At 68.6% G+C, this 21,872-nt stretch carries 23 protein-coding genes; 14 read left to right on the forward strand and 9 right to left on the reverse strand.

The window, feature by feature from the left end; translation table 11 throughout:
- The first annotated feature begins 420 nt into the window (after window positions 1-420).
- From BLW84_RS28835 to BLW84_RS28850, 5 genes are all read left to right on the forward strand, one after another.
- Window positions 421-1,617 (forward strand): DUF262 domain-containing protein, encoded by a 1,197-nt coding sequence (locus tag BLW84_RS28835; protein ID WP_093271479.1) that lies wholly within the window; start codon window positions 421-423, stop codon window positions 1,615-1,617.
- Window positions 1,610-2,167 (forward strand): HEPN domain-containing protein, encoded by a 558-nt coding sequence (locus BLW84_RS46555; protein ID WP_143061136.1) that lies wholly within the window; start codon window positions 1,610-1,612, stop codon window positions 2,165-2,167. Before BLW84_RS28835 ends, BLW84_RS46555 begins: the two co-directional genes overlap by 8 nt.
- 473 nt (window positions 2,168-2,640) lie before the next feature.
- Window positions 2,641-3,309 carry a YdcF family protein gene (locus tag BLW84_RS28840; protein WP_093271482.1) on the forward strand — a complete coding sequence of 223 codons (669 nt, stop codon included), beginning with the start codon at window positions 2,641-2,643 and terminating at the stop codon, window positions 3,307-3,309.
- A gap of 82 nt (window positions 3,310-3,391) precedes the next feature.
- On the forward strand, window positions 3,392-4,183 hold the full coding sequence (locus BLW84_RS28845; protein ID WP_093271485.1) for a hypothetical protein: 792 nt from the start codon (window positions 3,392-3,394) through the stop codon (window positions 4,181-4,183).
- Window positions 4,184-4,259: 76 nt separating this feature from the next.
- Window positions 4,260-5,555, forward strand: coding sequence for a toll/interleukin-1 receptor domain-containing protein (locus BLW84_RS28850; RefSeq protein ID WP_093271487.1), 1,296 nt, complete (start codon window positions 4,260-4,262; stop codon window positions 5,553-5,555).
- Between the two features lie 94 nt (window positions 5,556-5,649).
- Here BLW84_RS28850 and BLW84_RS28855 read toward each other — a convergent pair whose 3' ends face one another.
- Together BLW84_RS28855 and BLW84_RS28860 are read right to left on the reverse strand one after the other, a co-directional pair.
- On the reverse strand, window positions 5,650-6,282 hold the full coding sequence (locus BLW84_RS28855; RefSeq protein WP_093271490.1) for an NAD(P)-dependent oxidoreductase: 633 nt from the start codon (window positions 6,280-6,282) through the stop codon (window positions 5,650-5,652).
- Entirely contained in the window at window positions 6,279-7,124 is an 846-nt protein-coding gene (locus tag BLW84_RS28860) for an EamA family transporter (RefSeq protein ID WP_245761453.1), read from the reverse strand. Before BLW84_RS28860 ends, BLW84_RS28855 begins: the two co-directional genes overlap by 4 nt.
- A gap of 166 nt (window positions 7,125-7,290) precedes the next feature.
- Between BLW84_RS28860 and BLW84_RS28865 the strand changes: the two genes are divergently transcribed.
- Together BLW84_RS28865 and BLW84_RS28870 are read left to right on the forward strand one after the other, a co-directional pair.
- Window positions 7,291-8,184 (forward strand): LysR family transcriptional regulator, encoded by an 894-nt coding sequence (locus BLW84_RS28865; protein ID WP_093271495.1) that lies wholly within the window; start codon window positions 7,291-7,293, stop codon window positions 8,182-8,184.
- 150 nt (window positions 8,185-8,334) lie between these two features.
- Window positions 8,335-8,742 carry a RidA family protein gene (locus BLW84_RS28870; RefSeq protein WP_093271498.1) on the forward strand — a complete coding sequence of 136 codons (408 nt, stop codon included), beginning with the start codon at window positions 8,335-8,337 and terminating at the stop codon, window positions 8,740-8,742.
- A 191-nt stretch (window positions 8,743-8,933) separates the two neighbouring features.
- Here BLW84_RS28870 and BLW84_RS28875 read toward each other — a convergent pair whose 3' ends face one another.
- Window positions 8,934-9,536 carry a GNAT family N-acetyltransferase gene (locus tag BLW84_RS28875; RefSeq protein ID WP_093271500.1) on the reverse strand — a complete coding sequence of 201 codons (603 nt, stop codon included), beginning with the start codon at window positions 9,534-9,536 and terminating at the stop codon, window positions 8,934-8,936.
- A 118-nt stretch (window positions 9,537-9,654) separates the two neighbouring features.
- On the opposite strand from BLW84_RS28875, the gene BLW84_RS28880 reads away from it, so the two are divergent.
- Window positions 9,655-10,443, forward strand: coding sequence for a TetR/AcrR family transcriptional regulator (locus BLW84_RS28880; protein WP_093271503.1), 789 nt, complete (start codon window positions 9,655-9,657; stop codon window positions 10,441-10,443).
- Window positions 10,444-10,710: 267 nt separating this feature from the next.
- Here the strand turns inward: BLW84_RS28880 and BLW84_RS28885 are convergent, their stop codons facing one another.
- The 3 genes from BLW84_RS28885 to BLW84_RS28895 all read right to left on the reverse strand — a co-directional run bounded on the left by BLW84_RS28885 (window position 10,711) and on the right by BLW84_RS28895 (window position 13,163).
- On the reverse strand, window positions 10,711-11,499 hold the full coding sequence (locus BLW84_RS28885; RefSeq protein ID WP_093271505.1) for a CPBP family intramembrane glutamic endopeptidase: 789 nt from the start codon (window positions 11,497-11,499) through the stop codon (window positions 10,711-10,713).
- 89 nt (window positions 11,500-11,588) lie between these two features.
- A complete protein-coding gene (locus tag BLW84_RS28890; protein ID WP_093271576.1) occupies window positions 11,589-12,410 on the reverse strand; it encodes an LLM class F420-dependent oxidoreductase in 822 nt (273 codons plus the stop codon).
- 54 nt (window positions 12,411-12,464) lie between these two features.
- The gene (locus tag BLW84_RS28895; protein ID WP_093271508.1) at window positions 12,465-13,163 is read right to left on the reverse strand and encodes a class I SAM-dependent DNA methyltransferase; all 699 of its coding nucleotides are present in this window, start codon (window positions 13,161-13,163) and stop codon (window positions 12,465-12,467) included.
- 175 nt (window positions 13,164-13,338) lie between these two features.
- Between BLW84_RS28895 and BLW84_RS28900 the strand changes: the two genes are divergently transcribed.
- Genes BLW84_RS28900 through BLW84_RS28910 form a run of 3 tightly spaced genes read left to right on the forward strand, consistent with a single transcriptional unit; the run spans window position 13,339 to window position 16,337 of the window.
- Window positions 13,339-14,922 carry a type 1 periplasmic-binding domain-containing protein gene (locus BLW84_RS28900; protein ID WP_093271511.1) on the forward strand — a complete coding sequence of 528 codons (1,584 nt, stop codon included), beginning with the start codon at window positions 13,339-13,341 and terminating at the stop codon, window positions 14,920-14,922.
- 27 nt (window positions 14,923-14,949) lie between these two features.
- Window positions 14,950-15,966: a toll/interleukin-1 receptor domain-containing protein gene (locus BLW84_RS28905; protein WP_093271513.1), complete on the forward strand. Its 1,017-nt coding sequence runs from the start codon at window positions 14,950-14,952 to the stop codon at window positions 15,964-15,966.
- A gap of 56 nt (window positions 15,967-16,022) precedes the next feature.
- A complete protein-coding gene (locus tag BLW84_RS28910) occupies window positions 16,023-16,337 on the forward strand; it encodes a hypothetical protein (RefSeq protein ID WP_143061137.1) in 315 nt (104 codons plus the stop codon).
- A gap of 4 nt (window positions 16,338-16,341) precedes the next feature.
- Here BLW84_RS28910 and pobA read toward each other — a convergent pair whose 3' ends face one another.
- Window positions 16,342-17,514: a 4-hydroxybenzoate 3-monooxygenase gene (gene pobA / locus BLW84_RS28915; RefSeq protein ID WP_093271518.1), complete on the reverse strand. Its 1,173-nt coding sequence runs from the start codon at window positions 17,512-17,514 to the stop codon at window positions 16,342-16,344.
- A 129-nt stretch (window positions 17,515-17,643) separates the two neighbouring features.
- On the opposite strand from pobA, the gene BLW84_RS28920 reads away from it, so the two are divergent.
- From BLW84_RS28920 to BLW84_RS28930, 3 genes are all read left to right on the forward strand, one after another.
- A complete protein-coding gene (locus BLW84_RS28920; protein ID WP_093271521.1) occupies window positions 17,644-18,249 on the forward strand; it encodes a TetR/AcrR family transcriptional regulator in 606 nt (201 codons plus the stop codon).
- Window positions 18,250-18,286: 37 nt separating this feature from the next.
- The gene (locus BLW84_RS28925; RefSeq protein WP_281247461.1) at window positions 18,287-18,619 is read left to right on the forward strand and encodes an acyl-CoA dehydrogenase family protein; all 333 of its coding nucleotides are present in this window, start codon (window positions 18,287-18,289) and stop codon (window positions 18,617-18,619) included.
- Between the two features lie 93 nt (window positions 18,620-18,712).
- Window positions 18,713-19,342, forward strand: coding sequence for a LysE family translocator (locus BLW84_RS28930; protein WP_093271526.1), 630 nt, complete (start codon window positions 18,713-18,715; stop codon window positions 19,340-19,342).
- 72 nt (window positions 19,343-19,414) lie between these two features.
- Here BLW84_RS28930 and BLW84_RS28935 read toward each other — a convergent pair whose 3' ends face one another.
- On the reverse strand, window positions 19,415-19,621 hold the full coding sequence (locus tag BLW84_RS28935; protein WP_093271529.1) for a YbdD/YjiX family protein: 207 nt from the start codon (window positions 19,619-19,621) through the stop codon (window positions 19,415-19,417).
- Entirely contained in the window at window positions 19,618-21,777 is a 2,160-nt protein-coding gene (locus BLW84_RS28940; RefSeq protein WP_093271532.1) for a carbon starvation CstA family protein, read from the reverse strand. The genes BLW84_RS28935 and BLW84_RS28940 overlap by 4 nt, the downstream gene beginning before the upstream one ends.
- Window positions 21,778-21,872 lie beyond the last annotated feature (95 nt).

Here is a 21,872-nt window from a genome sequence, read left to right on the forward strand (position 1 = left end):
TCGGAAGGCAGGCGGCCCCGCGCCACCAGAGGGGCACGCTTCACCGCAAAGAGATGTCCTCGCCGGACGGGCAGGCCAACAGGGTGAGGGTTCAAGATCGAACGCTGCGGTTCGGTCGTGGCTGCTCTGCCCTCACCCCATCGACCTCCCACAGGGCTATCAGGCCGCGTCAAGGGGGGCAAGCTCGCGCCGACGCTTCCCGTTGGCATCGGCGGTTGCCCCCTTGACACGACCTGATCGGTCTTCGACAGGTCGACGGGGTGAGGGCAGAAGCCCTCCCTTGTAGGTGGAGAGAGGATCGCCCGAGGTCCGAGCGGCCCGCACGAAATTCCGGGTAGACGCACGTGCGAAACAGCTGGAAGAACCCTTGCACATCGATAGAGTGTCTCTGACGTGATCACCCACGGAAGGAAGCCGTAGATGCAGGAAGCAGAGACCGACCTTGTCAAGGTAAATATCGAAGAGCTGGACGCAGAAGACGCCTCGGGGAGCGTAGATGAATATTCGATCGTGTCTTCCCCGAACGACTTCAATACCCGTACAATGACAAGTTTCATCGAGGAAGGTGCGGTTCGGATTCCGCGCTTCCAAAGAAACTATGTTTGGGATCGTCGGCGGGCGTCCAAGCTGATCGAGTCTCTTATCCTCGGCTTGCCTATCCCGCAAGTGTTTCTATACGAACAAGACAGCAACGAATTCCTCATTATTGATGGCCAGCAACGCCTGCTGACAGTTTTCTTCTTCATGAAAGAGCGCTTCCCGAGAAAAGACAAGCGAAGCATTCTTCGTGAGCTCTTCTCGGAAAGAGGCGGATTTTCTGATGACCTACTCGCCGATGACGACTTTTTCGAGCCTTTCAAGCTCTTCTTGGCGAAGCCGGGGCAGCAGAACGAAAAGACGAGCAAATTCCATGGTCTCACCTACGCGACTTTGGGTGACCACAAACGGCAGTTCGACTTGCGGACTATTCGAAACGTCATCGTGAAGCAAGTCAGCCCGGAAGACGGGCATTCGTCGATGTTTGAGATGTTCAACCGACTGAACACAGGTGGTGTCAATCTCAACCCTCAGGAAATTCGAGCGAGCCTTTACCATTCTCGATTTTTCGAAGAGCTTTACACCCTTAACGAAGAACCGCAGTGGCGTACGCTGCTGGGAGCGCAAACTCCCGACTCGAGAATGAAAGATATCGAGATGGTCCTTCGCAGCCTCGCTCTTCGGGAGGGAGTGGAAGGCTATGCTGGGTCGATGAATTCTTTCGTGAATAGGTTTTGCGAACGGGCTAAAAACTTCGGGCAAGAAACTATTGAGCGGATTCGCTCGGAGTGGCGATGGTTTGCGCGCTTGAATGAGTCTTGCGATGAAGCAACATATCGCACGGGGGCAACAAAGAGCGCAAGATTCAGTCCGCTCCTATTCGAAGCTGTCTACGTGGCAGTTATGCAATTGAAGGAGGAGGGGAGGGTTGTATCTGAGATCCGGCCGGAGTGGGTTGAACATATTACCCGTAGTGGCGAATTTACAGGAAGTATGCATGAGGGCTCAACCAAGACCTCCAATATGCTGAAGAGGCTCAGTGAGGCCCGGAGGATCCTCTCCAGCTTGGTCGATGGGTGAAGCCATGGAAACTCTAAAGCGCATGTATGAGGAACATATTCGTGTTTTAGATTACCTGAGCACTCAACGGCAGATTTCTCACCATACTATTTTGCAAGCGACACTGCCCAAAGTCTTGCTGTTAGCAGCCGCGAGTGAATTCGAGGAACGAGTATGCGATAGCTTAAGGGCTTACGTAAGGGGGCACACGAGCGACCCTAAGATCCTGGAACTTGTTAATAACAAGGCGATTGAAAGGCAGTACCACACTCTATTCGACTGGAAGGCGCGAAACGCGAACACGTTCTGGAAATTGTTCGGCGCCGAGTTCGGCGAGGAGATGAAAAAGTACTGCCGGGAAAACAGGGAGCTCTCCGGTGCGATTGATGCATTCCTGGAGATAGGTCGATCTCGCAACGAAGTGGTTCACAATAATTACGCGACATATTCTTTCGAAAAAACTATCGATGACGTCTATAGGCTATATGGCGAAGCTAATAAATTCGTAGACAGCCTTCCGGGTCTGCTGAAAAATAGCACTATCTCCCTCGATGGCGACGGCGCTTCGTGAGGCATAGCCGGAGTGCGGCCTACTGTGTAAGCCCCATGCCTGCGGTCGGCTGTCGGTGCGATTGAGACCCACGGCCGACCGACGAGCTTGATCACCTCCACACTTTACCCACAGGAAACGACGTCAATCGGTGTCAAACGATCGCAGCCAGCGACGTGTGCATTTGCAAAAACTGCTGGCTGTAAACGGTGATGGCAAACAACCATGAATTGGTCTCATGACCCGTCAGGTCGTGGGTTCAAGTCCCACCTGCCCCACAAAACACCTGGTGGAACACGTGTGGGGGACAGGCGGGGAGATCATCTCCGCACCTTTTCGAACCGCTGCGCGCCTGCTGATCCGCGCTCTTGCGCTCCCAGGCCATCGAGCCGGTCGGCCATGCCGCGTCGGGCAGCGCCGTGCGAGATCGCCGACCAGCAGCGAGCATCCTGATGGCGAGATCCCTGACCGAGCCGAAGGCGCGAAAGGCGGCTATGAACGCACCGACGCCGGCCATCCCGGAACGCATCCGAGCGCACGTCCAGCGGCTCTGGGACTACCACGACCTCCGCCACGAGCTCCGGCCCTGCGACGTGGGCGTCGGTCTCGGCGGCCACGACCTCGGCGTGGCGGACCACGTCGTCGACCTCTACCGAGGCGGGTTCTTCCCGCTGATCGTGTTCACCGGCGCGAACGCGCCGACCACGGTGGAGCGCTTCCCGAGGGGAGAGGCCGTGCACTACCGCGAACGCGCGCTGGATCGCGGAGTGCCGGACTCGGCGATCGCGGTGGAACCGCGATCGACCAACACGGCCGAGAACATCGAGTACACGCGAGAACTCTTGGCGGCCAAGGGAATCCGGTGCGCATCCATGCTGCTGGTGTCGCGCCCGTACCAGCAGCGACGAGCGTTCGCGACGGCCAAGAAGATCTGGCCGGAGGTGGAGCTCGTGTGCAGTTCGCAGCGCCTGCCCCTGGACGAGTACGTGCAGTCGATCGGCGACGTGAACCGAGTGATCAACATGCTCGTGGGAGACACGCAGCGAGTGGAGGTGTACGCCCGGAGGGGCTTCGCGATCGCCCAAGAAGTCCCGTCCGAGGTGAAAGAGGCGTACGCCCACCTCGTCGAAGCGGGCTACACCACCAGACTCGTAACCGACTAGTCCCCCTGCGGATAACGGGCGTTGGTGTCTTGTTGGTGGACTAGCCTTCGCTGGAAGATCAACAGAGGGGAATTCCGGCTCCATGGGCGGTTATCACTTCCACGGTTACATCGAGGAGGCCGAGGCGAACGATGCTTTGCCCGATGACGAGCGGGTCAAGACGCTCGTTCCGGACCGGATCCTGAACACGCCTGTCGAGGCCGCTGACTGGCTGGCCGAGCTCATCGGGCACGTACTCGACGACGGCACCGACCTGTCCGGTGACCACGCCCAGTGGGTCTCCAATGCCCGTGACGGGGGGATCACCACCGCGGTGGTCGACGATGCCGCGCTGACCGTGATTCCGGTGCCCAGCGGGTTGCCCTGCGTTCATGAGCGCGTCACCGGCGGCCGGAGCCAGCGCACCGGGCGGGTGCGCATCGACCGGGCGGCCGCCGCCGATGACGACTACGTCGTCGTGGCCACCGACGAGGACAAGATCGCGATGATCGACAAGATCTTGGCGGTGCCCGACGAGGGCCAGGTCTACCTGCTCGTCGAGCCGCCGGAGGCGTGGCGCATCGCCCCGTCCGAGGAAGTGCTCGACCAGCACATCTTCGTCACCTTCGGCTACCGCGACGGATGGGGCGCGGTCATGGCCGAGTTCCCCGAAACCGATCACACCGCAGCGCTGTGCTTCACCACCCGCGGCGCCGGCGGCGACGACCTGCCCGCCATCACCGTCAACCAGGAGCACAACGCCACGTTCCTGCCCGGCGACGTGATCCCCATCGACGACGTGCGCCGGTGCCTGATCACCGTCGCGCTCTCCGGCGAGATGGACCCCTGCGTCCCCTGGACCTGGACGCGCCAGGACGAACGCCCGACCGTCTGACTCGGAGGGAAGTCCGCATTGCCGTGACGGTCTCCCGAACGTTGTGGCACGGTGTTGATCTGGTCGCGGATCGGGGGTGTCGGTGTCGTCTTCCGGGAGTTCTGCGTCTCGCACCGAGAAGTGGATCTTCATCAGCTACCGGCGCGAGGACACCAAGTACCCGGCCGGGGGGTTGAACGATCTCCTCGGCCAGCGGTTCGGCCCGGACCGGGTCTTCTACGACCTCACCACCGGGCCGGGCGTCAGGTACGTGGAGGCGATCGACGATGCGCTGCGGACGACCAAGGTGCTGCTGGCGCTGATCGGCGAGCGGTGGATCGACATCGCCAACGAGCACGGGCATCGGCGGCTGGACGACCCGCGCGACCTGGTCGCGCACGAGATCGCGACGGCGCTGGACCGCGGTCTCCTGGTCATCCCGGTGCTGGTCGACGGCGCCCGGCTGCCCGGCCGCGACGAATTGCCGGAAAGGCTGCGGCCGCTGGTTTCGCGGAACGCGACGCGGTTGGCGCACGAGAGCTTCTCCGCCGATGCCGACAAGCTGATCGGTGCGATCGTCGCGCACGCGCCGGAAGCCGATTGGTGGCCAGTGCCCGATCCGGTCGAGCCGGCTTCCTCGCCCGGCGAAGGCGCGAGCGCAAGGCGACGAGGCATGAGCGCCGGTCTCTACCTGGGCTTGATGATCATCGCGTTGGTGCTGACCTCCCTGATCGCGGTCTTGTCCTGGCCCACCGGCGAGGAGTCCGGCCCTCCGAAAGCCGCCTCGCCGAAAGCCGCCTCGCCGGTCGTCGACCACGTGTGGCAGGCCGGGTGCGGTCGGCGCTACCTCGACCAACCGGTGGCGCAGGCCGATCCCGCCGCCCTGGCCACCGCGCCGAAGGACGACGACGCCGTGCTGGCCGACGACGTGTGGCTGGACATCTCGGTGCGGAACACCGCTCCCACCGAGTTGCTGCTCGACGACATCCAGATCGAGGAGGTCGGCCGGGACAGCGCGCCGCAGACCGGGTTCCTGGTCCGGCCCGCTTCGGGAGGATGCGCGCAGGGCACCGCCCGGTTCGAGCTGAACGCCGATCTGGACAGCGACCCGCCGACGCTGTCGCCGCCGGAAACCGCAGGGGATTCCGCGGACCGGATCGCCTTGCCGTTCCCCATCGGCCGCACGAACCCGGAGACCTTCCGGCTGCGGTTCAGCAGCCGTGGCTGCGAATGCCGGTTCCGGGTGGTTCTGCGCTGGCGGCAGGGCGGCGTGGAGACCGAGCCGGTCGCACTTCCGGCGGACGGCAAGCGGTTCCACGTGGTGCCGCGCGGCGACCTGCCCGCTTACCGGCTGGAGCAGACCGGCGGGACGGCCCTGCTCCAGCCCGAGTGAGCGGCTCGCCGTCTGCCGCTGGTGAGGTGAACGGCCCGTTCGCCTCATCTATCGAGGGGACGGGCCGTTCACCCACCCCGGCCGGCTGAGCCGATCAGTAGCCGACGGTGAAGTGCTTTTCCTCGCGCGGGTTCTCCAGTTCGTCGAGGACCGCCACCGCGAGGTCTTCCGCCGAGATCCGGGACGTGCCTTCCGCGTCGGTGAGGAGCGTGGTTCCGCCGCGCCGGTAGGTCCCGGTGCGGTGGCCCGGTTCGAGGACCGCGGGCGGTGACAGGTACACCCAGTCGGCCGGGTGTTCGCGGCAGGCGTCCAGTTGCGCGACGCTGGCCGCGGCGATGATGCGCCATTCCGGGGCCACGTAGTCGGGGTTGTCGACCACGAGCTGCTCGGGGCGTCCCGGGGTCTGCAGCGGTCCGGCGCCGCCGATGACGACGATGCGGGTTCGGGTTTCCACGGCCGCGTCGAGCAACGCCGTGATCGTCGCGGTAACCGTGCCTTCCTGCCCCGGGCGGGGGCGGGTCGCCGCCACGATCGCGTCGGCTTCGGTGAACAGCTTGCTCATCTGGTCCCGCTCGGTGGCGTCGCCTCGAACGGCGTTCACGCCTCCGGGCAGCGATGCGGGTACTTCTCCGCGGAACACGGCGGTGACGTCGTGTCCTCGGTCGGTGGCTTCCGAGGTGACTCGGGAGCCGGCCATTCCGGCGGCTCCGATGACGGCGATCTTCATCGTGCGGTCCTTTCCGTGGCGAGGTTCGGCGTGAGTCGCGGGGAGAACTGGCCCGCGACGATCGCGGCGAGCGAGAGCGCGAAGCCGAGCAGCTGGATCGGGCCCAGCGTCTGGCCGAGCAGGACGGCGCCGAGGAGCGCGGCGACGATCGGGGAGAACAGGCCGAGGACGGCGACCGAGGTGACCGGCAACGTCTTGATGCCGCGGAACCACAGGACGTAGGCGGCCAGCCCGCCGACCAGGCCCAGCCAGAGGTAGCCGAGGGCGCCCGGCAGGTCGATCGCCGGCGGTGGTCCCTCGAAGAGGACCGTGACGGGCATGAGGAACAGGCCGCCGGCGGTGAGCTGCCACCCCGCGAACGCGGTGGGTCCGACACCGTCGGGACGCCCCCACCGCTTGGTGAGCGTCACGCCCAACGCCATCGATGCCGCGGCGGCGAGGCCTGCCAGGATCCCGGGGCCGTCGAACGCCGCGTCCGGGCCGATCACCACCAGGCCGACGCCCACGACGCCGACGACACCCCAGGTGAACCGCCAGGCGGAGGGGCGCTCACCGAGGACCGCGACCGCCAGGACCGCCACGATGAGCGGTTGCGACGCGCCGAGCGTGGCGGCGACGCCGCCCGGCAGTCGTTCGGCCGCCACGAACAACATCGCGAAGAGCATCCCGATGTTCAGCACGCCGAGCACCGCGGCCTTTGCCCACCACGTCCCGCGCGGCAGCGTCCGCGTGAGCGCCAACGCGATCAGGCCCGCGGGCAGCGCGCGCAGGATCCCCGCGAAGAAGGGATGTCCTGGCGGGAGGAGTTCGGTGGTGACCACGTAGGTCGTGCCCCACACCATGGGCGCGAGCGCCGTCAGCGCGGTGCGGGATGCGATCCCGCTTGCCGCGCCGCTGTCGGCGGTCGCGGAGATCGTCTGGTTCGTCACCCGGCAAGTCTCGATCGACCAGCATCGATGAGTCCAACACATGTTTGTCACCGGATCTATCTCGATGCACGATAGATCCATGGAACTCCAGCAGATGCGCTACGTCGTCGCGGTCGCCGAGACGAACAGCTTCACCCGCGCCGCCGAGCGGTGCCTGGTCGTCCAGTCCGCGCTCAGCCACCAGGTGGCGCGCCTGGAACGGGAACTCGGCGGCAAGCTCTTCGAGCGCACCAGCCGCCGGGTGCGGCTGACGCCGGCCGGCGAGGCGTTCCTGCCCGCCGCCCGCCAATGCCTCGACGCCGCCGAGCGCGCCGCGGCCGAGGTCGCCGCGGCCCTCGGCGAGGTGCGCGGGCGGCTGACCGTCGGCGTGATTCCCACCGTCGCCGCGGTGGACATCCCGGCCGCGCTGCACGAATTCCGCGGCCGGTACCCGAACGTGCGCATCGGCCTGCGCGTCGGCGCCAGCGAGGAGCTCGTCGAGCAGGTCAGGGATGGCGTCATCGACGTCGCTTGCCTGGGGCTGCCGGCCACGATCCAGCCGCGCGGGGTCCGCACTCGGGTGACCGCCCGGGATCGGCTCGTCGCCGTCGTCGCGCCAGGGCACCCGCTCGCCGCGGAACCGGAGGTCGACCTCCGCAGGCTTTCCGCCGAGGTGTTCGTGGACTTCCCCCTCGGGTCGGCCGGTCGCGCCCAATCCGATCAGGCCTTCGCCGCGGCGGGCCTCGACCGCGACATCGCCTTCGAAGTGCCCGCCCCGGACCTGATGGTGCGGATCGTCCGGCAGGGCCTCGGCATCGCCATGCTCGCCTCCACCTACGTGCCGCAGCTGACGGGCGTGCACACCATCGAGGTGTCCGACGCGCCGGCCCGCATCGAGTACCTGGTGTGGAACGACGTCGGCCCGACGCCGGCGGCGAAGGCCTTCCTGGAGATCGCCGGCGTCCCCGCGCACGACCTCGCCGAGCGGACCTGATCCGCCGTCAGCGCGCTGAACTGCTCGGTCACCGCGAGGTTCCCGAGTCACTGAAAAGTGCGTTCTTCCATGTCGGCGGCCGCTTTCCTACGGTTCTCGAGGAATCGAGGAGACGAGCCCCCTGGCTCGCACGAGGAGGAAGCAGGCAGCATGGCCATCACCCTGGTGAACCCCAGCGGATTGCCGGAAATCGACGCCTACCGGCAGGTGTCGATCGCGACCGGTTCGAAGCTGGTCTTCATCGCCGGGCAGGTCGCGTGGGACGCCGACGGGGTCACGATCGGCGAAGGCGATCTCACCGCTCAGGTCGAGCAGTGCTACCTCAACGTCGGTACCGCGCTGGCCGAGGTCGGCGCGTCCTTCGACGACGTGGCGAAGCTGACCGTCTACGTCGCCGACTGGACGCCCGACAAGCTGCCCCTGTTCATGGAAGGCGTCGCGCGGGCGGCGGCGAAGCTGGGCGTCACCCCGGTGCCGCCGGCGACTCTGCTGGGCGTGGCGGCGCTGCACGTGCCCGAGCACCTGGTCGAGGTCGAGGCCACCGCGATCATCGACTGACCTGAGGCGGGCGGGAAATCGCTCGGCCGTTGGAGTGCTCGCCCCGGTGCGTGTCGCGTCCTTGCGGCGGCGCCGTTTTCGCGCGAAAACGGCGTTCCCACGCCTGTCGGGTGAGGCTTTCGCGCGAAAACGCAACATCGCGTGCTCGCCAAGTGGCCTCGGCACTCTTGGTCCCGGTGGGCAGGGCCGGGTCAGCCGCCCGTGACGCGCGGTTCGCGCCACATGGGTTGCAGCCGGGGGCCGTCGTCGGGAAGCGCGATCGGCTGGCCCAGCGGCTCGAAGCCGTGCCGCGCGTAGAGGGCCTGGTTGCGCGGCGTGCTCGCCTCCAGGTACGTCGGCTGGGCATCGGCGTCGGCTCGGTGCAGCCGGTGCCGCAGGATCGCGCTTCCGACGCCACTTCCGCGGCTCGCGGCGAGCACACCCATGGAGGACAGGAAAACGTGCGGCTCGTCCGGATGCCGTTGCGCGACCAGCGTCAGCACGGTGGCCATGCGGCGCAGCACGGGATCGGCACCGGCCGATTCGGCCAGCACCGCCGCCTCCCGGCGGACCCGCTCCGCCGACCGCAGGGTCAGCCAGACCGACAGGCCCTCGATCGTTCCGTCCGCGCGCTGCGCGACCAGGACTTCGTCCGCGCCCAGCGCTTCGCGGACGGAGTCCCGGTACAGCGCGCCGGGGAGCTCCCGGCCGGATGTGACCCAGCTGCTGACCGCTTCGTCGGCGCAGGCCGCGGCGTAGGCCGGGACGATGCGGTCCAGTTCGGCGGGCGTGGCCCGGCGGACGATCAGATCCATCGCGGTCCTTCCAGTACGGCGTAAACGTCGTGCCTGCTTTTCCGCCATCCTTCGGGCAGTATCGGGTGGTGGCGAGCCTTTTCGTCACGGGAAGTCGTGTGATGAAAAGGAAGATCCCATGCGGTGTGCGCAATGCGGTGACGAGCTCGCGGCCGCCGAGCGGGGCAGGCCGCGCCGCTACTGCAGCCGGTCCTGCCAGGCGCGCGCGTACCGGGCCAGGAAGGACGGCGGCGGGCTGAACCGCCGTTCCGCGCCCAGGACCGAACGCGCGCGTGGGGAGCTGGACCGCGCGGCGATCGTGCGGAGCGCGATCCGGATCGCCGGCGCCGAAGGGCTTGCCGCGGTCTCCATGCGCGCCGTCGCGGCGAGCAATGGCGTTGCCGCGATGGCGTTGTACCGGCACGTGTCCGGAAAGGACGAGCTGGTCCGCGCGATGGTGGATGCCGTCGTAGCGGAATCCCGGTCACCGGATCGCGATTCCGGTGATTGGCGTGCGGTGCTGGAGCACCAGGCGCGCCAGGAATGGGCGCTGTACCAACGACATCCGTGGGTGCTGGCGGTGCTCGCCTCGACGCGCCCACCGCTGGGGAGCTCCGTGCTCGCGATGGTCGACCGGTCGATGACCGCGCTCGCCGGGCACTTCGACGCCGACACGAGCCTCTCGGTGTACCTGCTGGTCAGCGGGTACGTGCAGGGCATGGCTCTGCTGCTGACCGCCGAGGAGGAAGCGCGCCGGGACTCCGGGGTCGGCTACGAGCGGTGGTGGTCGGCGCGGCGGGACCACCTGGCCGGCACCGCAGGCGTCCGCTACCCGTGGCTGGCCGAGGTGTCCTCGGAGGCGCGCCTCGACGACTGGTTCGAGTTCGGCTTGCAACGCGTGCTGGACGGCATCGGTGCTCGCCGGTGATCAGTGAGGTTTTTCCAACCTCAGTTTGCGTGGCGGTGCGGGTAGCGGAACCTCAGAGGCTTCCTGGTCTGTGGGTGCCCGTCCTGATGTATGTCCGATACACGGCGGAGGGGCCGTCCTCGCCGAGGGAACCCTGAAGGGGTGGGCACCGTGAACCCGCGGCGGTGCAGGTGTCGTAGGTGGGTTATGCGCCTGCGGCGCATGCGGCACCCCATCGACGTGCAGCTTTGCGGACCACGGCTGCGGGCTGACCAGGATGAAAAACGCTCAGCGGGACGAGAACCGATATCGGGCGAGGGTTTTCGGTCCCCACAGCGCCACGACCAGGGCCGCCGCGACCAGCATGACGGGCGCCGCGAACGCCGGGTCGTAGGACCAGCCGTCCTCCGACGCCGAGTACGTCACGTTCATGGTCATGTGGAACAGGACCGCGGCGAACACGCTGTGCCCCGTGTTGTTGTGCAGCCACACGATGATCACCCTGGCCGCGACGGTGAAGGCGCACTGCCAGAACGCCCACGCGGGCTCGTGGAGCTGCAGGTACGGCACCAGGTGCCAGGCCGCCCACACGGTTCCGACGATGGCGCCGCCGCCGAGCGCTCCCCACCGCTGCTGCATCGGGCTGGTGGCGTAGCCGGTCCAGCCCACCTCTTCGGCGACGCCCGCGATGAAGTAGATGACGCAGTAGATCAGCACCGCCGTCCACGAGATGCGCGGTTCGGGCAGCGGTTGCCCGGCGAGCCGCATCAGCCAGTACGACGCCAGCGTGACCGCGGGCATGATCAGCAGGATCGGCGCATACCAGATCCGCCGCCTGATGCTCGAAACGTCAACGGCGGCGCGGAGAAGCCTGCGCACCTCGCCGGCACCGTCGTTGATGCCGACGAGGATGGCAGCGGCCACCAGCGGGACGACGAACTGCAGGGCGCTCAACGGCAGGTTCGCCGGCAGCCGCACGCCGGAGAACTCGCCGAGGAGTACGAACGGGGCGGCCAGGACGAAGACCAGCGCGAAGAACGTCCACGGCGACCTCGACCAAGCCCCACGCGTCGCCACGAAACCCCCGATCCTCCACTTCGGACCAGGGAATCCTCCCGCCGCGCCGACGGCCGCGCATCGGGGAGAACCCCGACCGGCCCCTGACGTCAGCGCAGCGCTTCGGCGAGCGCGCGGTAGGTCGGCAGCGGGTCGCCGCCGAGGGCCTGGATGCTCACGTGGTTCGCGCCCGCTTCCAGGTGAGCGTTGATGCCTTCGGCGATCTCCGCCGCGCTGCCGTGCAGGGCCAGGGCGTCGATCAGCCGGTCGCTGCCGGGCACCGCGACGTCCTCGGCGGTGAAGTCGTACCGGCGCAGGTTCTTGGTGTAGTTGCTCAGGTTCAGGTACATCTCCGCCGCCGCGCGGCCGGTGGCGCGGGCACGCTCCGGGTCGGTGTCGAGCACGACCTTCTGCTCCGGGGCGAGCAGCGGCGCGTCGCCGAGGATCTCCCTGGCGTGCCTGGTGTGCGCGGGAACGGTCAGGTACGGGTGGGCTCCCGCGGCCCGGTCGCCGGCCAGCTGGAGCACCTTCGGGCCGAGCGCGGCGAGCACGCGGCCGGACGCGGGAACCCCGGCGGCGTCCAGCCGGTCGAGGTAGTCGACCAGCGCCTGGTACGGCTTGGTGTAGGTGTCGGTCATCTCGCGGTGCCCGGCGCCGATGCCGAGGACGAACCGGTCCGGGTGCTTCGCGGCGATCCGGTGGTAGGACTCGGCCACGGTGCGGGCATCGGAGTTCCAGATGTTCACGATCCCGGTGGCGACGGTGATCCCGTCGGTGGCGTCCAGCAGCCGCTCCGCCAGCGTCAGGTCCGCCGGCGGCGAGCCGCCGATCCAGATCGTGCCGTAGCCGAGCCTCTCCACCTCGATCGCCAGTTCGGGGTCGAGCCCGGTGGACAGCCGCCAGATGCCGAGTTTGCCGAGTTCTGCGGTCATGGCCATGGCCAACACGACGAGCGCACGCGGCATTCCCGGCATCGCCCGACCGTGTCAGCCGTCCTTGCGCCAGACGTAGGCGGCGGAGATCGGGTGGTTGCGGAAGCGCGCCCACTTCGGCTTCAGCGCGAGCCACTCGTCGTCGATCACGCCCTCGCGCAGCTCCGCCAGCCGCCAGCCCGCCGCGAGCGCCGCCGCAGCGTGGTCGCTGATGAGGTGCACGTTGGTGGTGATGGCCACCGATTCGCCCGCGTCGTTGGTGTAGTGCGTCGGCATGCCCGAAGTCATGATGAAGTGCGGGTGGAACGTCACCAGCACGAACGCCGCCTTCGGCGCGGCCAGCCGCCACGCCTCCCGGTACAGCGGGTTCAGGTCGTCCAGGTGCTCGTCGATCAGCGACGAGATCACCAGGTCGTAGGCCGCATCGGGGAGACCGGTGGCCGCGACGTCGGCCTCCACGAGCCGGTCGTGGGCGCCGCGGCGCTGCGCGACGGCGAGCATCTCCGGCGTCAGGTCCACCCCGTCGATCGACGGGATTCCCCTGTCCCGCAACCACTGCCCGGTCCGGCCGGTGCCGCAGCCGAGGTCGGCGGCCCGGGCGACGGCCGCCCAGGACGGCTCCTGGAGCCGGTCGAGCAGCGCGATGTCCATCGCGTCCTCGACGGTCTGCTCGTAGTGCGCGACCCACTCGCCGTACCCGGTGCGGACGTCCACGGTGCGATATCCCCGCGCGTCGAAATCGCTGAACTCCATTGGGCCGATTATTCAGCCCGGTGCTCCTGCCGCGAAACGATTTTTCGACCGCCCGGCCCAGTGTTGCTCCGTGCGGGATCACAGGTCCGCCCCGGATTCGCGGAACGGCTTGACTGCTCACGTTCCGCGACGACATGGTTGCGGACTGCCTGTTTGTGCGGACGGGGAGGTCGGCATGGGGGAGGACGGCAGGGAGCGGCGACCGTTCCGCGTTCCGGTGGTCAGGCGGCGCTGGCCGCAGCTGGGCATCGCCGCGGCCTGCGCGGCGGTGCTGGTGGTCGCCGCCTACTTCGTCGTCACGACGACGAACGGCTGCGCTTCCGGGCTGCACCGGGCGGGGCCGCTGGACGAGTGCGTCGGGGTCACCGACGGGCCGGGCGAGTTCGGGCTCAGCGACGGGCAGGGCGGCTTCGACAGCAGCCTGCGGGTCGTGCAGGACAAGATCGCGGCGGAGAACGCCCGGGTGCGGCGGATCAGCCGCGAGCAGAACAAGCCCTACGTCAGCATCGCCTACTTCAGCCCGTTCACCGTCGCCAAGCCCGACACCACCACGATCGAGGCGGTCCGGCGCGGCCTGGAGGGCACCTACGTCTCACAGCTGCGCGCGAACGCCGACGGCCGGGAGGAATGGGGCGGCAACCTGCCGCTGATCCAGGTGCTGCTGGCCAACCCCGGCAGCCGGAGCGCGCAGTGGGAGCCGGTGGTCGAGCAGCTGCGGCAGCTCGCGGAGCCCGAGGAGAACGGCCGCCTGGTGGCGGTGACCGGGCTCGGGCAGAGCCTCGCGGGCACCCGGGACGCGATAAACCGCCTGTCCCAGCACGGGATTCCGATGGTCGGTGCGATCATCACCGCCGACAAGTTCGCGACCGATCCGGCGGCGGCCGAGGCGAAGGGGCTGCTGCGGGTGGCGCCGCCGAACTCGGCGCAGGCCGGCGCGCTGGTCAAGCGCCTGGAGGAAACTCAGCTCGCGCTGGTCGTCTGGGACCGGAACGAGGACGAGGTCTTCGCCCGGGACCTGGCGAACGCGTACGAGGCGGCGTACCAGCAGCGCGGCGGGAAGCTGGTGCGCGGCGAACCGTTCGACTCCGCGCAGCTCGCCACCGCCAACACCTTCCCGGCGATGGTGCCGAACATCTGCCTGAAGCGGCCGGACGTGATCCTGTTCGCGGGCCGGCTGCGCGAGCTGAAGCCGTTCCTCAACGCGCTGTCCTCCCGCTCCTGCACGGAGCTGAAGATGCGCGTGCTGATCACCGACAGCGTCGTCGACGTCGGCGGCGACCCGGAAATCCAGCGCAGCCTGGAATCCGGGATCACGCTGGAGTACTCGCAACTGGCGGCGCCGGAGGCGTGGCGCGCCGCGCCGCAGTACTTCTCGCGGCGATCGACCGAGTACTTCACCCCCGGTTCCACCGCGACCGCCGTCTTCCAGCAGGAATTCCCCGGCGAGTCGATCGACGACGGCCTGGCCATCGTCACCTTCGACGCGCTGGGCGTGGCCATCACCGCGGCCCGCCGCGCCGTGCACAACAACAAGTTCGGCGAGAAGCTGCCCAGCGCGGACGGGGTCGCCGCGGAGTTCGACCGGATGAGCGACACGGGGGCCGTGGACGGCGCCAGCGGCTGGCTCTCCTTCGACACCGAGACCGGGCGCCCGGACAGCAAGGCCCTGCTGGTGTTCCGGGTGACCAAGGAGATCGGCCGGCCCGTCTCGTCGGTGCCGGTCGTGATCTCGGAGACGGGGATCCCGTACCTGCCGTAGCGACCGGTCGACGATGGGGAGTGGTCGATGCAGCCGTTCGAAGCGCCCGCGCGCGAACGCATCTTCATCAGCTACCGCCACGGCGACAACGCCTACGCGGCGCGTTGGCTGAACGTCGTGCTGCGCGAGCGGTTCGGCGCCGAGCGGGTTTTCTTCGACACGGGAATGGACCCGGGCGTCAACTACGTCCAGGAGATCGAGCGCGAGCTGGAGTCCTGCGCGGTGCTGCTCGCGGTGATCGGTCCGCAATGGATGGCCATCGCCGACGAGCTCGGGCACCCGCGCCTGGAGAACCCGAACGACGTCGTGGTGCGGGAGATCTCGACGGCGCTGCACAACGGCGTGCGGGTGATCCCGGTGCTGATCGACGACGCGGCGATGCCGAAGTCGGCAGATCTGCCGACCGGCCTGCGGGCGCTGACGCAGCACAACGGCGTGGTGCTCAACCCCGGCACCTCCGACTCCGAACTCGGCAGACTCCTCGTCGCCCTCGACAAGCTCCTGGCGAGCCCGAGCGCGCCGCCGGATCCCGAGCCCGAACCGGAACCGGAGCCCCGGAGCCGGTACGACCTGCTCCACGACCTCGTGCAGGAGTGCATCACGCCGCCGGACGGCCGGCGCCGCGAGCTGCCGGTGATCCGGCTGCTCGGCAGCGGCACCGAGATGCTGGCGTACCTGGCCGAGGACTGCGGGACGTCCGTGCCGCACACCCGGCTCGACTTCGACGCGGAGGGCCTGACGTCGTTGCGCCGGGCGGTGGTCGAGCTGGCCGTGCGGTTCGGCGGCCGGGGCTCGCCGCAGTTCCGCCATCTGATGTTGTGCATCGTGGCAGCTAGTTCGGGCTTCGGCGCCGGGACGGCGTTGTCCAAGCTACGCAACGCGGTGCTCGGCGCGGAGCAGCCGGACTTCTCCCGGGTGACGTTCGACGCCGTGGTCGGCGCGTTGCAGGCGTCGGGAGCCCTGCTGAACTGGTCCGGCGTCCTCGCGGACGCGCTGCTCAGCGCGGCGAGCGGGCGCAGTGGCGCAGGCGGCTGCGGACGTTGACCGGGTTCCGGGATTCCGCCGGTGTGGCACCGGATCCGTGGGCGGAGCCGAATGCGGTGGGTTCGCGCGAGTTCGACGAGGTGCTCATGGCGGCCTTCCTCGCCGACCTGCGCCAGGCCTACGTGGGCCGGCGGGCGGGGCACGCGATGAACTGCGTCGCGCTGCTGGACAACGCGGATGCGCCGCTCGGCGAGCGGTTCCTGGACCTGCTGCTCGACCTCCGGCGAGGGCTCCCGCCCGATCCGCTCGTGGTCGTCGCGGCGGGTCGGCAGTGGCAGCCGCCGCTGGACGCCCCGGAGGCCGTCGACCTGCCGACCCTGGCGGAGTGGCAGGAGAACCGGGGCTCCGAGTGGCTGCCGGTCGATCTGTGAAGCGTCAGCGCAGGGGCAGGCCGACGTAGTTCTCCGCCAGCGTGGTGGCCGCCGCGGTGGAGGTGCGCAGGTAGTCGAACTGGGCGCGTTGCAGGCGGCGTTCGAAGGCCGCGTCCGGTCCGCCGAAGTGGTGCGTCAGCGAGGTCATCCACCACGAGAAGTTCTGCACCCGCCAGACCCGTTGCAGGCAGGCCGCGGAATAGCCGTCCAGGCCGGTGGTGCTGCCGGTCCGGTGGTAGGTGGCCACCGCGTCGGCGAGCCTGTCCACATCGGACACCGCGAGGTTGAGGCCCTTCGCGCCGGTCGGCGGGACGATGTGGGCGGAATCGCCGGCCAGGAAGAGGCGGCCGTGGCGCAGCGGTTCGGCCACGAAGCTGCGCATCGCGGTGACGGTCTTGTCGATGATCGGGCCCTCGTGCAGCGTCCAGCCCGGCGTGCCCAGCCGGGTCTGCAGCTCCGCCCAGATGCGCTCGTCCGGCCACTCGTCGAGCGACTCGTCCGGGGCGCATTGCAGGTAGAAGCGGCTCACCTCGGCCGACCGCATGCTGTGCAGCGCGAATCCGTTGGCGTGGTTGGCGTAGATCAGCTCGCCGCAGGACGGCGCGACGGAGGCCAGGACGCCCAGCCAGCCGAACGGGTAAACGCGCTCGTAGACGGTCCGCGTCCCGGCCGGGATGGTGTCCCGGCAGATGCCGTGGAAGCCGTCGCAACCTGCGACGAAGTCGGCGTGCAGTTCGCGCTCGACGCCCTCGTGGGTGAAGCGGACGAACGGCCGGTCGGTCGTCACGTCGTGCACGCCGACGTCGGCGACCTCGAACAGCACCTGCCCGCCGTCGCGCCGGCGGCGCTCGGCGAGGTCGCGCACCACCTCCTGCTGGCCGTACACGGTGATCCCGCGGCCGGTGAGCTCCCGGAACGGGATGCGCAGGCGTTCCTCGTCGAACTGCAGGTGCACGCCGTCGTGCACGTCGCCCTCGCGCTGCATCCGGTCGCCGACCCCGGCCTCGCGCAGCAGGTCAGCGGTGCCCTGTTCGAGCACGCCGGCGCGCACGCGGTGCTGGACGTATTCCTGGCTGCGCCGCTCCAGCACGACGGAGTCGATGCCGTGCAGGTGCAGCAGGTGGGACAGCAGCAGCCCGGCGGGGCCGCCGCCGACGATCGCGACCTGGGTGCGCATAGCGGCTCCTCCCGTCGGGGCTGGCACCACTCCACTGCCGGTTCCCGGAGTCCGCAAGCCGTGCGGGCCGCGCCGCGCAAAACAAGCCTGGAAGCGTTGCGCTCGCGGCTCGGGTGCCAGGATGGCGTGGTGGCGAAGGCACAGCGCGTCGGACGGCCCCGGGATCCAGCGGTGGAGACGCGAGCCCTGGAAGCGGCGCGGGCGGTGTACGCCGAGCGCGGCTGGAGCGGCTTTTCGCTCGACGAGGTCGCCCGGCGCTCCGGGATCGGGAAGGGCTCGCTCTACCTGCGCTGGCCGAACAAGGCCGCTCTGCTGGTCGCCGCGGTGCGGGAGCGCACCCGGTTCATCGCCGAGATCGACACCGGCGAGCTGCGCGCCGACCTGGTCGAGTTCGCCCGCGGCTGGATGGAGTACCTGGGCGCCGACGAGGGCGCGCTGACCTCCCGGCTGGGCGTGGACGCGCAGTTCTCGCCGGAGCTCGCCGAGTCGCTGGCCGACGACCCGTACCCCGAGCACATCCGGGCGACCCGCGCGATCGTGCGGCGGGGCATCGAGCGCGGCGAACTACCGCCCGGCGCGTCGGTGGCGCTGATCGCCGACCTGATCGCCGGCGCGGTGTCCAACCACGTCAGCGCCACGCCGCTGCACCTGCGCGGGCAGGTCTGGGCGGAGTCCGCGGGCTACCTGGCCGAGCTGGTCGACACCGTCCTGGCCGGGGTGCACGCCCGGTCCTGAGCCCCCGAAGGGCTATTGCGGACGATAGCCGTCGGAAATATGTTCGGGTGCGTCGGACTCAGCGCGAAACCAGCGGACTGGGCACTCGTCGTCGCTGGCATCGCTGGGGAAGCTGCTGATGTCGCGGCTGCTGCACGAGACCGGCCGGGTGCAGACGGCGATCGTCGGCGCGGAGTCGATGCTGGAGGGCGCCGACCACCCCGACGGCGACGACGCGAACTTCGCCGCGATGAACGCCTACTTCACCTCGATCGGCGGCGGCACGAACCAGATCCAGCGCAACATCATCGGCGAACGGATCCTCCGCCTGCCCGAGGAACCGGACGGGTTCAAGGACGTACCCTTCCGGGAGATTCCCAAATCAGGCTGATCGCGGTCGCGATCATGCGCGAGAGGACTTCCCAACTGACTCGAATTCCACTTCCCCGGCCCCGGTCGCGCAGCACTCGGATCGGGGGCTGAGATGGATCTCGGAATCGTGCTGGCGTTCATCGGCGCCGCGGCGGTGATCTCGCTGGTGCCCGGCCCGGACATGATGTTCATCCTGGCCAACGGCATTTCCTCGGGGCCGCGCGGCGGCGTCGTCGCGGCCCTGGGCATGTCCAGCGGCATCGTCGTGCACACGGTCGTGGCCGCGCTCGGGCTGACGGCGATCTTCCAGGCGGTACCCGTGGCGCTGGAGGTCGTGCGGATCGCCGGTGTCGTCTTCCTGCTGTACCTGGCGGTCCAGTCGTGGCGGGCGTCGGCGATGCCGGAAGTGCAGGCGGCACCGGCGAGGTCGCTGCGGCGCATCTACGCGCTGGCGGTGCTGACGAACGTGTCGAATCCCAAGGTGATCCTGTTCTACCTGGCGTTCGTCCCGCAGTTCGTCAGCACGCAGGCCGCCTGGCCGATCCCGGTGCAACTCCTGGCCCTGGGCGGCTTGCTGGTCGTCGTGGGCATCAGCGTGGACGCCTCGGTGGGCCTCACCTCGGGCTGGCTGTCGAACGTCCTGCTCCGCCGCCGCGCGATCCAACGCTGGCTGGACCGAACGGCGGCAGTGGTCTTCGGAGCCCTGGCCCTGCGCCTGACGACCGAAGACCTGAGGTCCTGACGCGCTGGGCTGGTGAATGAGTGAAGGGCGCCTTCGCCGGTTGTTCGGCGGAGGCGCCCTTCACTGTTTCCGTCAGCAGCAGCGGGAGCCGGGAGTTGCGTCCTGGCGGTCGACGTGGCGTCGCCAGAACTCCCGTTCCGGCAGCGGTTGTTCTTCCGGGTGGTTCCGGCGGTGGTGCTCCAGGTAGCGCTCGTAGGCGTTCTCGCCGACCACGCCGCGCACGATCTGCCAGGCCGTGCGAGCGGATTCGCGCAGCCTGGCCACGATCGTGCCGGTCATGTGCCCGCCCCGGCCTTCTCGGCCCCCGGCGTCCCCGCCATCTCCAGCTCCTTCTGGATCCGGCGTTCCTCGGCCGTCGGGATCAGCCCGGACGGGGCGAACAGCTCCGACTCCACGTGCGGGGCTTCGGTGCTCGGCAGCGGCGCGCTCGCGCGCAGCGCCTTGATCCACACCCGGATCGCGTCCAGCAGCACGATCACGATCAGCAGGGCGAACAGGATGCTCAGCACTCCGTCCACAGTGGAGTTGACCACGACCTTCTGCATCTGCTCGACCGTGTGCGCCGAGCCCTTGCTGGTCTGGCCCGCGTCCAGTGCCGCCTGGTACGCCGCGCGCTGCGCGAAGAAGCCGATCTTGGGATCGGCGGAGAAGATCTTCTGCCAGCTGGCGACCAGCGTGACCGCCGCGTCCCACGCCAGCGGGATCGCCGTCACCCACGCGTACTTCGCCCGGCCCGACTTGATCAGGATCGTGGTGGCCACCGCCAGCGCCACCGCCGCCAGCAGCTGGTTCGCGATGCCGAACAGCGGGAACAGCTGGTTGATGCCGCCCAGCGGGTCGTTCACCCCGGCCCACAGGAAGTAGCCCCAGGAGCCGACGATCACGGCGCTGGCGATCCAGTTGCCCGGCTTCCAGCCGACGTCGCCGAAGCGCTTCCAGACGTTGCCCACGGTGTCCTGCAGCATGAACCGGCCCACCCGGGTTCCGGCGTCCACAGTGGTCAGGATGAACAGCGCCTCGAACATCACCGCGAAGTGGTACCAGAACGCCTTCATCGCGTCGCCGCCGATGACCTGCGAGAACACCTCGGAAAGGCCGACGGCCAAGGTCGGTGCGCCGCCGCTGCGGCCGACCAGCGTGCTCTCGTCCACCGCCGCCGCGGCCGCCGCCAGCTCCTCCGGGGAGATCTGGAAGCCGATCCCGGCGACCGCCTGCGAAGCCGACTGCAGCGTGTCACCGAGCGCCGCGGACGGCATGTTCATCGCGAAGTACAGACCCGGCTCGATGACGCAGGCCGCGGCCAGCGCCATGATCGCCACGAACGACTCGGTGAGCATCCCGCCGTAGCCGATGATCCGGACCTGCGACTCCTTCTCCAGCAGCTTCGGCGTGGTGCCCGAGGCCACCAGCGCGTGGAAGCCGGACAGCGCACCGCAGGCGATCGTGATGAACACGAACGGGAACAGCGAGCCGGAGAACACCGGGCCCTGCCCGTTGAGCGCGAAGTCGGTGATCGCTTCGGTCTTCATCATCGGCATCGCGATCAGGATCGACACCGCGAGCAGCACGATGACGCCGACCTTCATGAAGGTGCTCAGGTAGTCGCGCGGCGCCAGCAGCATCCACACCGGCAACACCGAGGCGATGAACCCGTACGCGATCAGCGCGAAGGTCAGCTGGTTGCCGGTGAGCGTGAACATCCCGGCCAGCGCCGAATCGGCGACCCAGCTGCCGGCCACGATGCTCAGCAGCAGCAGCGCCACGCCGATCACCGAGACCTCGAGGATCTTGCCCGGGCGCAGGTAGCGCAGGTAGAAGCCCATGAACAGGGCGATCGGGATCGTCATGCCGATCGAGAAGGTGCCCCACGGGGAACCCTTCAGCGCGCCGACCACGACCAGCGCCAGCACGGCCAGCAGGATGATCATGATGGCCAGCACCGCGATCAGCGCCGCGACGCCGCCGACCGGACCGATCTCCTCGCGGGCCATCTGCCCGAGGCTGCGTCCGTTGCGGCGGGTGGAGAAGAACAGCACCACGATGTCCTGCACCGCGCCCGCGAAGATGACGCCGACGATGATCCAGATGGTGCCCGGCAGATAACCCATCTGCGCGGCCAGCACTGGGCCGACCAGCGGGCCGGCCCCGGCGATCGCCGCGAAGTGGTGGCCGAAGAGCACGCGCCGGTCGGTCGGCTGGAAGTCGGTGCCGTCGTTCAGCCGTTCCGCGGGCGTCGCGCGGGTGTCATCGACCTTCAGCACCCGGTAGGCGATGAACCGGGCGTAGAAGCGGTAACCGATGGCGTACGAGGCGAGCGCCGCGAACACCAACCAGGCCGCGGAGATCTCCTCGCCGCGGACGAGCGCGATGACGCCCCACGAAATCGCGCCGACGACAGCCACCAACGTCCAGGTGGCTATTTCCTTGGGACTCATCCTGCGTTTCCGAGCCGCCCCACCGCTCGGCGCCATTTTCGTAGCCACCGTCCCCGGACTCCATTCCCGCGTTTGCGCTGTGCAACACGACTGGG

Source organism: Saccharopolyspora shandongensis, assembly GCF_900106995.1.
Lineage (GTDB): Bacteria > Actinomycetota > Actinomycetes > Mycobacteriales > Pseudonocardiaceae > Saccharopolyspora > Saccharopolyspora shandongensis.